General features: G+C 65.3%; 8 protein-coding genes. 7 read left to right on the forward strand and 1 reads right to left on the reverse strand.

The features are described 5' to 3' along the window. Window positions 1–372: 372 nt before the first annotated feature. On the reverse strand, window positions 373–807 hold the full coding sequence (locus J3485_RS21770) for a diacylglycerol kinase (protein WP_206956394.1): 435 nt from the start codon (window positions 805–807) through the stop codon (window positions 373–375). Between the two features lie 454 nt (window positions 808–1,261). On the opposite strand from J3485_RS21770, the gene bcsB reads away from it, so the two are divergent. From bcsB to bcsA, 7 genes are read left to right on the forward strand one after another with little or no spacing between them, the layout of a single operon-like run. Further along, entirely contained in the window at window positions 1,262–3,529 is a 2,268-nt protein-coding gene (gene bcsB, locus J3485_RS21775; RefSeq protein WP_206956395.1) for a cellulose biosynthesis cyclic di-GMP-binding regulatory protein BcsB, read from the forward strand. Between the two features lie 3 nt (window positions 3,530–3,532). Then, a complete protein-coding gene (bcsZ, locus tag J3485_RS21780) occupies window positions 3,533–4,750 on the forward strand; it encodes a cellulose synthase complex periplasmic endoglucanase BcsZ (protein WP_206956396.1) in 1,218 nt (405 codons plus the stop codon). Continuing rightward, a complete protein-coding gene (locus tag J3485_RS21785) occupies window positions 4,717–8,610 on the forward strand; it encodes a cellulose synthase subunit BcsC-related outer membrane protein (RefSeq protein ID WP_374192454.1) in 3,894 nt (1,297 codons plus the stop codon). Before bcsZ ends, J3485_RS21785 begins: the two co-directional genes overlap by 34 nt. Before the next feature lie 3 nt (window positions 8,611–8,613). Beyond that, window positions 8,614–10,647: a cellulose biosynthesis protein BcsE gene (gene bcsE / locus J3485_RS21790; protein WP_206956397.1), complete on the forward strand. Its 2,034-nt coding sequence runs from the start codon at window positions 8,614–8,616 to the stop codon at window positions 10,645–10,647. Next, window positions 10,644–10,877, forward strand: coding sequence for a hypothetical protein (locus tag J3485_RS21795; protein WP_206956398.1), 234 nt, complete (start codon window positions 10,644–10,646; stop codon window positions 10,875–10,877). The genes bcsE and J3485_RS21795 overlap by 4 nt, the downstream gene beginning before the upstream one ends. Then, on the forward strand, window positions 10,874–11,659 hold the full coding sequence (gene bcsQ, locus J3485_RS21800; protein ID WP_206956399.1) for a cellulose biosynthesis protein BcsQ: 786 nt from the start codon (window positions 10,874–10,876) through the stop codon (window positions 11,657–11,659). Before J3485_RS21795 ends, bcsQ begins: the two co-directional genes overlap by 4 nt. Beyond that, window positions 11,656–14,199, forward strand: coding sequence for a UDP-forming cellulose synthase catalytic subunit (gene bcsA / locus J3485_RS21805; RefSeq protein WP_206956400.1), 2,544 nt, complete (start codon window positions 11,656–11,658; stop codon window positions 14,197–14,199). Before bcsQ ends, bcsA begins: the two co-directional genes overlap by 4 nt. Window positions 14,200–14,211: the final 12 nt, after the last annotated feature.

Genomic DNA, 14,211 nt, shown 5'->3' on the forward strand with positions numbered 1-14,211 from the left:
CGTTGACCCAGCCCGGTATTTTATACCGTGTAATTTTTTCGCTCGCGGGGACGACATCGTTTGCGCGTCCTCGGTGCGGAATCTGATACAGCTAGTTACAACTTGTAACATCACTGAGGGCATTCTAAGAACCGCTTTTACCGAAATCAATCCCTTCCTAATAAAATGTAGGAAAAAAGCACACTTAGGGTTTTCGGCAATTTTTTCATGTTCTTGTAACAGGAAAAACTGACCTGATTTAATCAGGGGTTTGCCCGTAGAAATGGCTGAAAAACAACGATTCCGTATTGCGGAAAGAATTTAGAAAGACTATTGTCGGGGTCGCGTAAAAATTGCCAACCCTACCGGTCGGGCAATCCCCGATGTCGTGGGCTAATGGTGCGGGCGCAACCATTGCTGCGCGAGCGGCCAGAGCAGTGTTGCCCACGTCATCGCGCAGATGACGAGTGCGATCAACACGGCCGCGCTGCCGCAATCCTTGGCGCGGCGCGAGAGTTCATGGCGATCGAGCGAGATGCGATCGACGACTGCCTCGATCGCCGAGTTCAATAGTTCGACGAGTAGAACCAGCAGCACGGAGCCGATCAGCATGATGCGTTCGACGGGGGTGACCGGCAGCAGCAGCGCGCTGGGAACGAGCAATACCGCCAGCGCGGTTTCCTGGCGAAAGGCGCTTTCCGAGCGGAAGGTGGTGCGCAGCCCGTCGTACGAGTGCTTGAGCGCGAACAACGCGCGCAGGGCACCCGTCCTTTTGCGCGGCGACGTAGCGGTATGCGAAGCGGATGCGGAATTGGTGGGGCGGCCCATCGAGTCGTACCTCGAGTCTTACCTATTGGCCGGTCCTGCGAAGAGGATGCCGGGTTGCGAAAAAGTATGGGAAGTTTGTCATACTTTTCTGATATGCTTGCCTGTTTTCGCGCAGCGACGGCGCGGCGAGCCGGGGCAAGCTCGTGCGCCAATGGTGGCGGCGTTGGTGGTGGCATTGGCGGCGTTTCCCCGCGGTACTACCGGCCGCGGGTGGGCGTCGGCATACTGTCTCCAAACAGGGAGGCGGGATCGACTCGATCGAGGTCGAAGCAGTACGCGATCAAATCATTTGTCGTACGTCAAAGTTCCAGCTATATAAACGATGTATAAGAACGGGCCGAAATCGCTGTGGATCTTGCTACCGCGGGCGGGTGAGCAGCGGCGCAGGAAGCTGTACTCCCTATAGCAACACTGCTATTCGGCGCACCATCGTTCGGCATCAACCGGACCCTCAATGAAACTAGCTCTATCGACTTGCGTTTGCTCGGCAGCGTTAGCCGGCTGGCTGTTTACCCCTTCATCTTTGGCAGCGCAGCAGAGCGCCGAGGTAACGCCGACGACGACAATACCCGCGGCAATACCGGCAGCACGCGCGCCGACAGGCGCGTCATCGGCCGTGTTTACGTTCGCAACGCTCGGCGCTTACGAGCCGCTTCATCTGCGCGGTCCGGACGACACGCGCACCGTCAATGTCGGAGTGAGGCTCGATCACGTCGTGACCGCGGCAACGTTGCGGCTGCGTTACACCTATTCGCCGGCGCTCGTCTTTCCGCTCTCTCACCTGAAGGTGTCGATCAATGGCGAAGCGGTGGCAACGGTGCCGTTCGACAGCGAGCACGCGGGCCAGTTGCTCACGCGTGACATCCCGCTCGATCCGCGCTTTTTGACCGACTTCAACCAGGTCAACGTCGAATTGATCGCGCACTACACGCTCGATCATTGCGAGGACCCGGAGAACTCCGCCCTCTGGGCCGACATCAGTCCGACGAGCGAAGTGCTGCTCGATACGGTGCCGCTCAAACTCCCCGACGACTTGAGCTTGCTGCCCGCACCGTTCTTCGACCGGCGTGATCCGCAGCAACTGCGACTGCCGTTCGTGCTGCCTGCCTCGCCGGATAACGAGACGCTTGAAAGCGCCGGCATTCTGGCCTCTTGGTTCGGCGAACTCGCGGATTACCGCCAAGCTCGCTTCTCCGTGACGACAGCACTGCCGACGGACGCGCATGCCGTGGTCGTCGGCACGCGCGCGCAACTGCCCGCCGGCCTGACGTTGCCGGTCATCGACGGGCCCATGCTGATCATGGCGGACAACCCAGCCGCGCCCGATAAGAAACTGTTGATCGTCACGGGTCGCACCGACGACGAAGTCAAGCAAGCCGCGGATGCGCTCGTGCTCGGCAAGGCGGCGCTGTCGGGGGCTCAAGCCAGGGTCGAGCATGTCGACATCGGGCCGCAGCGCAAGCCCTACGATGCGCCGCGCTGGCTGCCGATCGGGCGGGCGATCCCGTTCAAACAACTCGTGGACGATCCCAAGCAACTGCAAGTCTCCGGCAGCCGGCCCGACGCGATCCGACTCAATCTGCGCGTGCCCGCCGATCTTTATTCATGGAGCGGGCAAGGCGTGCCGCTCGACTTGAAATATCGCTACACCGCGCCGACCATCCAAAACAACTCTGCGCTGTCGATCTCGATCAACGATTTGCTCGTGAAGTCGCTGCGGCTGCCGCCGGCAAAAGACGAGGACGGGAAGGGGCGGATGCAGTTGCCGTTGCTCGGCGGTGCCGACGCTCGCACGGCCGATCTGCTCGACATCCCGGCTTTTCGCGTCGGCAGTGCGAACCAGCTTCAACTGAAATTCGATCTGGACTCGCAAAAGACGGGGCTATGCCAAGGCGTTGCGCAAAACCCGGTCCATGCGGACGTCGATCCCGATTCGACGATCGACTTCTCGCATTTCGTGCACTACGCGCGGATGCCGAATCTCGCATACTTCGCCAATAGCGGTTTTCCGTTCACGCGCTATGCCGACTTGTCGGAGACGGCGGTGGTCGTGCCCGACCAGCCCGCACCGCAAGACCTCGATGCGCTGTTGACGGTACTCGGCCACATGGGGCAATGGACGGGCTTCCCTTCGCTGCGCGTTCAAGTGCTGCGCGCCGGGCAAGCGCAGCACGAGCACAACAAAGATTTGCTCTTGATCGGCGACAGCGCGTCGTCGGTACTGCCGCCCGCATGGCGCCCCGTGCTGCCGCTCTCGATCGGAGCGGACGCGAGCGGCCATGTCACGCGTACCGTTTTTTCGGTCAAAGAGTATTGGCGCGACGGCGTGCAAGTGCCTGAAGGCAGTGCTCGGCTCGATGAGAGCGGTCCGATCGCCGCGTTGCTCGGGTTCGAGGTGCCGGGCAGCAAGGGGCGCAGCGTCGTCGCCATGACCGGCACGTCGCCGGCGCGGCTGACCGATTTGCTCGACGTGCTCGAAAAGCCCGACCGCGTCGCGCAACTGCAAGGCGACGTCGCGCTCGTGCGTGGCGCTCGCATCGAAAGCATGCGCGTCGGCGAAACCTATGTCGTCGGCTACGTGCCGTGGTATGCGCAGATATGGGGACGTGCCATCCGCCATCCCGTGTTGCTCGGCCTGCTCGGCGCGCTTGGCGGGTTGCTGCTCGCCATCGGAGCGTTCACCGCGTTGCAAGAGCTGTCGGCGCGGCGCCGGGGGATCTGACGGATGGCGTGCACCGCTCATCGGGAAGCGCTCGGGACGGCAATGCGTTGGGTGCTTAGCGGTATGGCCGCGGGTTTCGTCGCGGGTTCGGCTTGGGCCGTCGGGCCGACGGCCGCCAGCGCCGCCGGTGCGTCGGCGGCTGGCGCATGCGCGCCCGCATGGTCAGGCTGGCAGCAATTCAAACAAGGCTTTCTGTCCGCGGACGGACGCGTGATCGACGTCGGCTCGGCCGACGAGCGTACCGTTTCGGAAGGGCAGGCGTACGCGCTGTTCTTCGCCCTCGTGGCGAACGATCGTGCAACGTTCGACGAGGTCCTGCGCTGGACCGAAAACAATCTCGCGGCCGGCGACCTCACGAGCCACTTGCCCGCTTGGCTTTGGGGGCGTGCCAAGGACGGTAGTTGGCATGTGCTCGATGCCAATGCGGCATCGGACGCGGATCTTTGGATCGCTTACACGCTGCTTCAGGCTGGCGAGCTTTGGCACGAGCGCAGCTATACGGCGCGCGGCGCGGTGTTGGCCCGACATATCGTCGAGCAGGAAACCGCCACGCTGCCCGAGATTGGATTGACGTTGCTGCCGGGTCCGGTGGGGTTTCATCCGAATCCGGACGAATGGCGAGTCAATCCGAGCTATATGCCGCTGCAAGTGCTGCGCGGGCTTGCCGAGCAATTGCCCGACGATGCGCGCTGGAAACGGTTGACGGCGTCGGCGTCGGCTGTCGTGCTCGGTACCGCTCCGCAAGGCTTCGCCCCCGATTGGGCGCGCTATCAGACCGATAAGGGATTTTTGCCCGATAGCGACACCAAGGGGCGGGGCAGTTACGATGCGATCCGCGTCTATCTGTGGGCGGGTATGCTGGATCCGGCTTCGGCCGATACGAAGAAGCTGCTCGCGCGCCTCAAGCCGTTTGCCGATTACATTGCGCAGCATGGCGCACCCTACGAGTCGATCGATACGACGACCGGGGAGACCAAGCAGGCCGGTAACGCGGGCTTTTCCGCCGCCGCGGTGCCGTTTCTCGCGGCGCTGGGACAATCCGCTGCTGCGGATGCGCAGGTCGCTCGCGTGCAGGCGCTCGATGCGCATGAGCCGCCAGGGTATTACTCGAGCGTGCTGACGTTGTTCGGTCTCGGGTGGCGCGAGGGGCTATACCGCTTCGATGCCGACGGTAACCTCGAGGTTCGATGGAGGTCGGCGTGCTCGGGCGTGGCGCGATGAGGCGCCACGCGCGTCGCGGCGCCGCGGCCCTCGTTCGATGTGCGATCCTCACGGCGCTTGCCTGGACCGCCGCGGCCGAGGCGGCGAACGCGTTGGGCGCCGGCCATGCGCCGGCCACCGTGCAGCCGATGACCCCGGAGGCGCGCTTGCTTGCGACCGCGCGTCTGTGGGCAGCCAAGCATCGCGACGACTTGGCGTTGGAAGCCGTGCAAAAAGCGCTGCTGATCGCGCCCGGCGATCCCGTGCTGCTCAGTGAAGCGGTGCGCATCGACTTGCGCCTCGGCCGGGCGCGAGCCGCGGCTGCGGTGCTTGCTCAATTGAAGGCGAAGCAGCCCAACGCCGCGACGACGCTGCAACTCGAAGACGAATACCGGTCGGCCACGAGCGGGCGCGGGGAGCTTGCGGCGATTCGCTTGCTCGCGCGCAGCGGACAAAGCGAGGAGGCGGTGCAGCGGATGCGCGTCTTGTTCCCGCACGGCGCTCCACCCGGCGCGCTTGGCGCCGAGTACTACCGGATTCTGGCGGACACGCCGACAGGGTATGCGCAAGCCGTAGCCGCGCTGCGCGAGCGTGTGGCGAGCGCTCCGAGCGACACGGCAGCCGCGTTGGCGCTCGTCGCGTTGCTCAACGAACATAGCGCGACGAGGGCCGAAGCGAATCGGCTCGCGTGGTCGTTGGCCGATCGCGAGGATGTCGATCACACCGATGCCATGAACGCATGGCGCGCCGTGCTGCAATCGGCCGGGGTCGATCTCGCTTATCTCGATGCCGTACACGCATACTTGGCGCTCGAGCCCAACGATACCGAATTCAAGGATCGCGCGGCAACGCTCGATGCGCAGCGGCAAGCGCAACTGAAACTCGAGCGCGATCCCAATTACATTGCCCAGCACCAGGGGCTGCGCGCGCTTGCGCGGGGCGACCTCCCCGCGGCGGACGCGCTGCTCACGCGCGCGGCCAAGGCGCGTGCGAGCGATGCCGAGGCCGTCGGCGGCCTAGGGCTCGTGCGTTTGCGCGAAGGCCGGCAAGACGAGGCGCGCACGCTGTTCCAACGGGCCGCCGCGCTTGCACCGGATGACCGCTCGAAGTGGGATGGCCTTGCCCGCACATCGCTGATCTGGGGCACGATTGCCAAGGGCCGCGAGGCCGCCGCGGCGGGGCGTGCGCAAGACGCGCAGCGTGACGCGCAAGCTGCGCTTGCATTGGACCCGGGTAATGCGCAAGCGAAGCAACTGCTTGCCGACGCATGGCTCGCGCAGCGCAATTGGGCGGCGGCCGAGCCGCTGTTGCGCGAACAGCTTGCGAGTCGCCAGTTGAATTTGGGTGCAGTCGAAAGCATGCAGACGCTGCTGCGCGAGACGGGCCGCGAAAATCAGATTCCGGGCCTGCTCGAAGCACTGAGCCAGCGATTCCGCGACCCGGGCGATCGCCGCGGGCTGGCGGGCTTGCGCGCCGACGTTCTGACGCTCCAGGCGCAGCATCTCGCATCGATCGGCAAGCAGGGGCCGGCGGCCGAACACTACGAAAGAGCGCTCCGCTTGGCGCCCGATGCGCCGTGGACGCGTTTCGCGCTCGCGCGCATCTATCGCGACCTCGGCCTGCCGCAATTGGGCCGCGCGGTCATGGACGATGGGCTGACGGCCGATGCGTCGCCGGAAATGCGGTACGCAGCGGCGCTTTACCGCAATTCGATCGACGATCTGGCCGGAGCCCAGGCCGTGCTCGCGGGCATCGCGCCCGACGCGCGCACCGATGGCATGCGCGCGTTGGCTCGCCACATCGAGGCTCAGGTATCGCTCCAGCAGGCTCGCACGGCGTTCGCGCGCGGCGACCACGAGGCGGCGACACGCGCCTTGGACGTTGCGCAAGCGAAGGGAAGTGACGACCCCTACGTCACCGCTTCGGTCGGCGCCTTGCTCATCGACGAGGGGCAGCCCGATCAAGGACTTGCGCTCATGCGCGATTGGATGGCGAACCATCCGAACGAAACCGACATCGACGTCGAACTGCGTTACGGCGATCTGCTCGGCAGCGCCGAGCGCAACGAGGCGTTGGCAGCTTGGCTTGCGCAGATACGGAGCGAGTCGCATTTGAGCGCGCCGCAAACGGCGCGTCTGGAAGACCAATCGTTGCGGCTCGTGCTGCGCGAGACCGACGCCGCGCTCGATCAAAAGGACTATGCGCAAGCGCGACGCTTGTTGGCGCAGGCAAGCCCTACGGCCAAGCGCGACAAGCGCTATGCGCTGGAATTGGCCGATCTCGAGCGCGCCCAGGGGCACTTCGTCGCGGCGCGGGCGGCGCTTGCGCCGGTGCTCGCCCGCTCGCCCGAAGACCCCGACGCGCGCCTGGCGCTCGCGCGCGTGCTCGAAGACAGCGGCAACCGTGCGCAAGCGCTGAGCATCGTGCGCCAGGTGCTCGATGCCGCGCCGCCCGACGATGTCGATACGCGTTTGTCCGCCGCGCGCCGGCTGACCGCGCTGCGTCAACCGCAAGAAGCGGCTCAAATCACCGGAGCATTGCAGAGCGCCTATCCGACGCGCTCGGATGTGACCATCGCGGCGGGAAGCGTCGAGGAACAACTCGGCGATTACGAGCAAGCCGCGTCACTGTACCGTCGCTCGATGGAACAAGAGCGCGCGGTCGGTGTCGTGGCGCAGGGCCCGGACGGCACGCCGGGAGAGGCGGCGCTCGCCGATCTCGAACAGCGGCGCGATCCCGAGATCGACGCTGGCTGGATGCCCGAATTCAAGTCGGGAGACGCCGGTATCTCCGACTATCACGCGCAGCAGGTGCCGATTTACGTCCAGGTGCCGTATCGCTACGACGGGCATTTCTTCTTCCACCTCGATACGGTCAGCCTCGATGCGGGGACGCTGTCGCTTTCGAATCCGCCTTCGTATGCGTTGCAAACGTTCGGCACGTATTCCGCGTTTCCGTCGATCACGGGCGTGCCCGTCTACGTCCTGCACCAACAGGCGAACGGCGTCGCGCTCGGCACCGGGTTCACGTCCGACGCATGGCGTTTCGACGTCGGCACGACGCCGCTGGGATTTCCGATTCATTACCTCGTCGGCGGCGTACGCTATCGCTTCGACGCCGGGCCCGCGAGTTTTTCGGTCAGCGCGTCGAGGCGGCCCGAGACGAGCAGCGAGCTCTCGTACGCGGGGCTGCGCGATCCGTGGACGAATGCCGTTTGGGGCGGCGTTCGCCGCGATGGCGTCGATTGGCATACGGGCATCGACATCGGCCGCGTGAGTGTCTTCTCCGATCTCGGTGCCGGCGTGCTGACCGGCAAGAATGTCGCGTCGAACCAAGAAGTGACGTTGCGAACGGGCTTTACCACGCCGGTCTACCAGGGCCGGGAGATGGTCGTCAGCACCGGCCTCGTCGGCAACGCGTGGCATTACACAGACAACCTGCGCTTTTACAGCTATGGGCAGGGCGGCTACTACAGTCCGCAACGGTATCTGTCGCTGGGTGTGCCGATCGAATGGAACGGCCGGCGCGGCGGCTTCAAATGGGATGTGACGACCACCGTGGGCGTATCGAATTCGTACGAAAAGGATTCGCCGTATTACCCCGACGGTTTGCCCAGCGTGGCACAACTCTCTTCGGCGCAAAATCTCGGCAGCCTCGTCTATACGGGCGGATCGAGCGGCCTTGGCTTTTCTTACGGCGTGAGCGGCGTGTTGGAGTACCGGTTCAATCCTCGCCTCGTGGCGGGGCTGCGCGTCGACATCGACCATGCCCACGATTACGCGCCTAGCTCCGGGATGATCTACGTGCGATATTCGTTCGACGCCCGCAAGCCCGACACGAGCTTGTCGCCGAACCCGGTCAGTCTTTATTCGAGTTACTAGCACATGGACGAACGCAAGCAACGCCCATCCGAGCGCGACGATGCTGGCCGAGCCGACATAGCGGCCGGCGTCGCCGCGGCCGCCGCGGGCAAGCGCTCCGGCCGCTTCGGCGCGCTATTGCGCGACGTGACAAGTGCGAGTGCGCCGACGGGAAGCCGGCTCGCCATCGAGGCGCTGCCCGACGAAGTCTCCCAACTGATGCCGGGCAATTTCTATGCGATCTACGCCACGCCGCGCACGGCCGCGTGCGATGCGCTGATCTGGGGCACCGCGAAGGCGGCGCACACGCGCCACGTCACGATCGTGCTGTCGCGCACGCGTGCGCATGCAGCCTCGCGGATGCGCGAGCTCGGCTTCGGCCCGAGCAGCCCGGCGCGCGGCTGGCCGCGCAATTTGAACGTGCTCGCGATGCCGGAACCCGAGCCGGAGAACAGACTCGACGACCACGCGCAGGCGGACGCGCAGCGCGGCGCGCGGGTCGCATTCGCGCACCTGTTCGGCGGGCTGCGGGCGCTCAAAAGGTTCGGATTCCGCTCGAACGCGTTGTATTTCGTCGAAGGTGCCGAGCGCTGGCTCACATGGGGCGATTCCGACGCCCTTGCTCGCGAGGGCAGCTTGCTCGCGAACTGGTGCGCCGCGCGGCGGATCGCGCTTGTGCTGGTGCTCGACCCAGCCAAGATCGGCTTGGGCGAGGCGCACGACCCAAGCGACGAAGGTTTCATGACCGACGAGCTGGTGCAGCAGGGGAGCTATCTCGAGTTTCATGGCGCGTGCGCGGGTGTGGCGCGAATGGGCCACACGCATGGCGAATTGGTCTGGCACGTCGATTTCTGGCGTTCCGGCCGGGCATTGGCGACCGGCGAAACGCATGCGCTGCGCTTTTCCCAAGACGGGCGCTTGACGGTCGCGCCCGAAGTGGCCGACGGCCAGGCGCAAGCGACGCTGCGCCTCGCGCGAGACGAGTCGCGTGTCGTCGCGACGCGTGCCGTCGTTGGCAACCAAAGCTGGGTGCCGCCCGAGTGGGACATCGTCGACGATCAACAATCCGCGGTGGTCGCTTGCGTCGGCGCACAGGCCGCCACGGTTTTGCTCGACTACCGCGACCGGTCGACACTGGAGCCTTTGTGCTCGGCGGTGCATACGCTGCGGCGCGAGTGTGGGCGAGCGTTGAAGATCGTCGTCGTCGAGCGCCGCGAGGCCCTGCGCCATCAGTATGAACTGCTGTTGCTGAGCCTCGGGGCGAACCTCATCATCGGCCGCGAGTTGCCGTTCTCCCGCGTGCAGTCGCTGCTGCGCTCGCTGCAGGGGCAACTCGATACGCGGCCCGTGGCGACGGACTACCAGTCGGCGCTGGCGGCCGCGCTGACCGACGAGGTGCGCGGCTACCTGCCTGTTCCTGCGTTTTGCGAGCGCATCGAAGCTGCGCTCGCGCGCGGCGCGGTGCTCGATCTCCCCCATGTGCTCGCGAAGATCGCGCTGCTGCCCGACGTCGCGCATACCGATGCGCTGAAGTCCTGCGTGCCGCGTCGTGCGGGCGACGTCGCGACGGCCGACGGTGCGCATCTCTACGTCTTTTTGTTCGCGTGCCGGCTGCCCGATGCCGACATCGCGCTCGGACATATCTTCACCGTGCCGGTCGATCATCTTTCGGACCGGGTGGTCTACCTTGCCGAAGCGAGTATCGAGCGCGAGGTGCAGGCGCTCACGGATGCCAATCGACGCGCGCCGATCGCCGATTACAGCGATCTGTTTCGCGCCGCGCCGGTGCGCGAGCAACCGCCGACGCAAGGCGCGATGGGGGGCGTCGCGCCGGCGTCCGCCGATGCGGCGTCTCAGCTCCGGGCGGTCGAAAGCATGCTCGACAAGGTCAATCGCGAGGGGGTGCCGCGCCATGTTGCGGCCGATGCGACGCAAGAGCCGGCCGCATCTGCCGTTGCCGGCCCAGCGGCAGCCCGCTCAGCGGCGCGCACGTCGGCTTATCGGCGCAGCGCCGAACCGTGGCCGATCCCTGTTCGGGGTGAAGGGGAGGCGACATGATCTCGTTCTTGTCGATGTGCTTTGCTGTCGGAATCGTGCTGGCGATTCCGGTATGGATCGTCTCGCAGCGGTTCGGCGCGCGCCGGGGAATGCAGGCTGCGCGCCGTTTCAATCCCGATGACGCCGTGCCATGCGTCATTGAGCCCGTCGCGCTGAAAGGACGTCTGATGCCCGATCTCGAAAGCCTCGAGCACGAAGCCGCCCACGGTGAAAGCGGAGGCGCGCGATGAAAACCGTAGCGCTCGTGTCGACAGTGGGCGGCGCCGGCCGCACCACATTGACGGCTGCATTGGCCGTCTTGTTGGCGCGCCGCGACCGTCCGGTCGTGGCGGCGGACATCGACCCGCAAAACATGCTCGGCGCGTATCTGGGCCTGGATACGTTTGCGCAGGTCGGATTCGGCCATGCGATCGCGGGACGCGTCGAACCCTGGCGCGGCAACACCTGGCGCAATGCGGAAGGCGTGCTGTTCGCGCCGCACGGAGAGACGACGCTGGCCGAGCGGATGGCGTACGAAGCGCGGCTGGCGGCCGAGCCGCGTTGGCTTGCCGATGCGCTGGCTCGAATCGATTTTCCGCCGCGCGGTGTGGCGCTGATCGATACGGCGCGCTTTCCGTCGCAACAGGCCGCCCAAGCCGTGCGTGCGGCCGATCTCGTGTTGTGCGTGACGCCCCCCGAACCGGCTGCGTGCGCGACGCTCGCGCGCTGCTTCCGGAACTTGCGCGATTCGAGCGCGAACGTGAAAGTCGTCGTGAACCGGCTGAACCCCGCCCGTGAAATGCAACGCGACGTGCTCGGGCTGCTGCGGGCGGCGGTCGGCGATGCGCTCGAGCTTGCCCATCGCGTTCATTTCGATGCCGCGATGCCCGAATCGCTGGCTCGCGGCGGGTGGCTCTTCGACGACGTGCCGCATTCGCAGGCGTCGCACGATCTGCATGGCCTTGCGAACTGGCTCGATGCTTGGCTGGAAAGCGACGTCGACCCCGACCCCGGCTCGGAGCGCGCTCGATGAAAGGCCGGAGCGCATCGACGAGGCGCGGCGCGCGTGCGCGTCTGATCGATTGGATCGCCGCGGGTCTCGGCTTGCCGGGGCAACGCACGGCGCTCGATTGGCTCGTCCGGTTCTTTTTCATGCCGCCGCGTGCCGGCAAACCCGATCTTCCGCGACGTTGGGCGCAGTCCGCTTCGCTACGGCTCGCCGCGCGATGGGGCGTGCTCGATCCGCGCAGCGTGTCCTCATGGATTTGGCGTGCTTTCGTGCGGCCACCGCGACCGAGGCTACGCTCCGACGTATCGCGCGCGCGCGAAACGCTCGATCGCGTCGAGCGCTGGCTGTTGCCGACTGCGCTGTTCGTACGCGGCGCATGGCGGCGCCTCGAAGCCCTCGTCGCGCTGCTGCCTTGGCAGCGTTGGGGCGACGCCTTGGAGCACGGCACCGAGCGTATCGGCCGCGTGCGCTGGCTATTGCTGGTGCTGACGGTGTTCGGCATCGTGCTGTGGGTAGGCGTCGGCGCCTCGCCGCTGCAAGCGGGTGGGCAAACGGAGTTCTTTGCGTTGACGATCGCGTTCGCACTCGTCGTGCGCCGTTTTCCGGGGCGATTGCCGGTGTTGATCCTCGCCGCGCTGTCGCTGCTCGCGATGAGCCGATACATCCTCTGGCGCGTGACCGAAACGCTGAGTTTCCGCACGCCGATGGAGGCGATCGTCGGTTACGCGCTGTTTTCCGCCGAGCTCTATACCTGGATCATCATGACGTTCGGGCTGATCCAGACGGCATGGCCGCTCAATCGCACGATCGCCCGGCTGCCAAGCGATCCGTCGACATGGCCGACGGTGGACATCTACATCCCGACGTACAACGAGCCGCTTTCCGTCGTGCGGCCCGCCGTCTTCGCGGCGCAAGGGGTCGATTGGCCGTCGTCGAAACTGCGCGTCTATCTGCTCGACGACGGACGCCGCCCGGAATTCGAGGCGTTTGCGCGCGAGTCGGGCATCGAGTATCTAGCGCGCACCGACAATCGCAACGCCAAGGCCGGCAACATCAACGCGGCGCTGTCGCACACGCGCGGCGAATACATCGCGATTTTCGATTGCGACCACGTACCGACGCGCTCGTTTTTGCAGATGACGATGGGCACGTTTCTGCGCGATCCGAAGTGCGCGATGGTGCAAACGCCGCATCACTTCTTCTCGCCCGATCCGTTCGAGCGCAATCTAGGCACGTTCAACCGAGTACCGAACGAAGGCAAGTTGTTCTACGGTCTCGTGCAAGCCGGCAACGACCTTTGGAATGCGTCGTTTTTCTGCGGCTCATGCGCCATCATCAAGCGCGAGCCGCTGGAAGCGGTGGGCGGGGTGGCCGTCGAAACGGTGACCGAGGATGCGCATACCGCGCTGCGGCTGCATCGGATGGGTTACACGACGGCGTACCTCCCCACGGTTCAGGCGGCGGGCCTCGCGACCGAAAGCTTGGCGGGGCATATCAAGCAGCGCACGCGCTGGGCGCGCGGCATGGCGCAGATCTTCCGCATCGACAATCCGTTCCTCGGGCGCGGCCTCGGATTATTCCAGCGGCTGTGCTATGGCAACGCGATGATGCACTTCTTCTACGGCGTGCCGCGCTTGATCTTTCTCGTCATGCCGATGGCGTACCTGTTCTTCCAGCTCTACTTCATCAATGCCGCGGCGACGACGATCGCAAGCTATGTGCTGCCGTACATCTTCATCTCGAACATCGCCAACTCGCGCATGCAAGGCAAGTTCCGGCATTCGTTCTGGGCTGAAGTCTACGAATCCGTGCTCGCTTGGTATATCGCGCTACCTACGACGTTCGCGTTTTTCAGCCCGAAGCACGGCAAGTTCAACGTGACGGAGAAAGGCGGGCGCGTCGACGAAGGCTACTTCGACTGGAGCGTGTCGAAGCCGTATCTCGTGTTGCTCGCGCTGAACGTCGTGGCGTTTTCGGCCGGTGTGTATCGGCTCTCGTTCAACGCGAACGGCGAGGGCCCGACGATCATCATGAATATGGTCTGGACCCTCTACAACCTCGCGCTGCTCGGCGCCGCGGTGAGCGTGGCCAGCGAGGTGAAACAAGTGCGCGTCACGCATCGGATCGCCATGCGCGTGCCGGCCACCCTGCTGCTTGCCGATGGTACGACGGTGGCCTGCGTGACGAGCGACTATTCGACGGGCGGGCTCGGATTGGAGCTGCCCGCCGAGGGTATCGCGTTCGATCGCGGGCAGGCGCTGCACGTCACGTTGAGCCGCGGCGATCGCATCTTTCACTTTCCGGCGCGCGTCACGCGCCTTGCCGGCCGCCATCTCGGGTTGCAATTCGAGACGCTGACGCTCGAGCAGGAGCGTCAGTTCGTGCAATGCACGTTCGGACGCGCCGACGCATGGCTGAGCGGCGAGGAGCGGCCCGTGGACGACATGCCGCTTGCCGGGTTCAAGGAAGTGATGTTGATGGGTGTCGAAGGGTATGCCCGATTGGCGCAAGGGGCGCTGCGGTCGATACGGGCGCTACTGGCGCTCGATCGGGCCCGGTATTGAGCGCGGCGGATG

This window comes from Trinickia acidisoli (assembly GCF_017315725.1).
Classification (GTDB): domain Bacteria; phylum Pseudomonadota; class Gammaproteobacteria; order Burkholderiales; family Burkholderiaceae; genus Trinickia; species Trinickia acidisoli.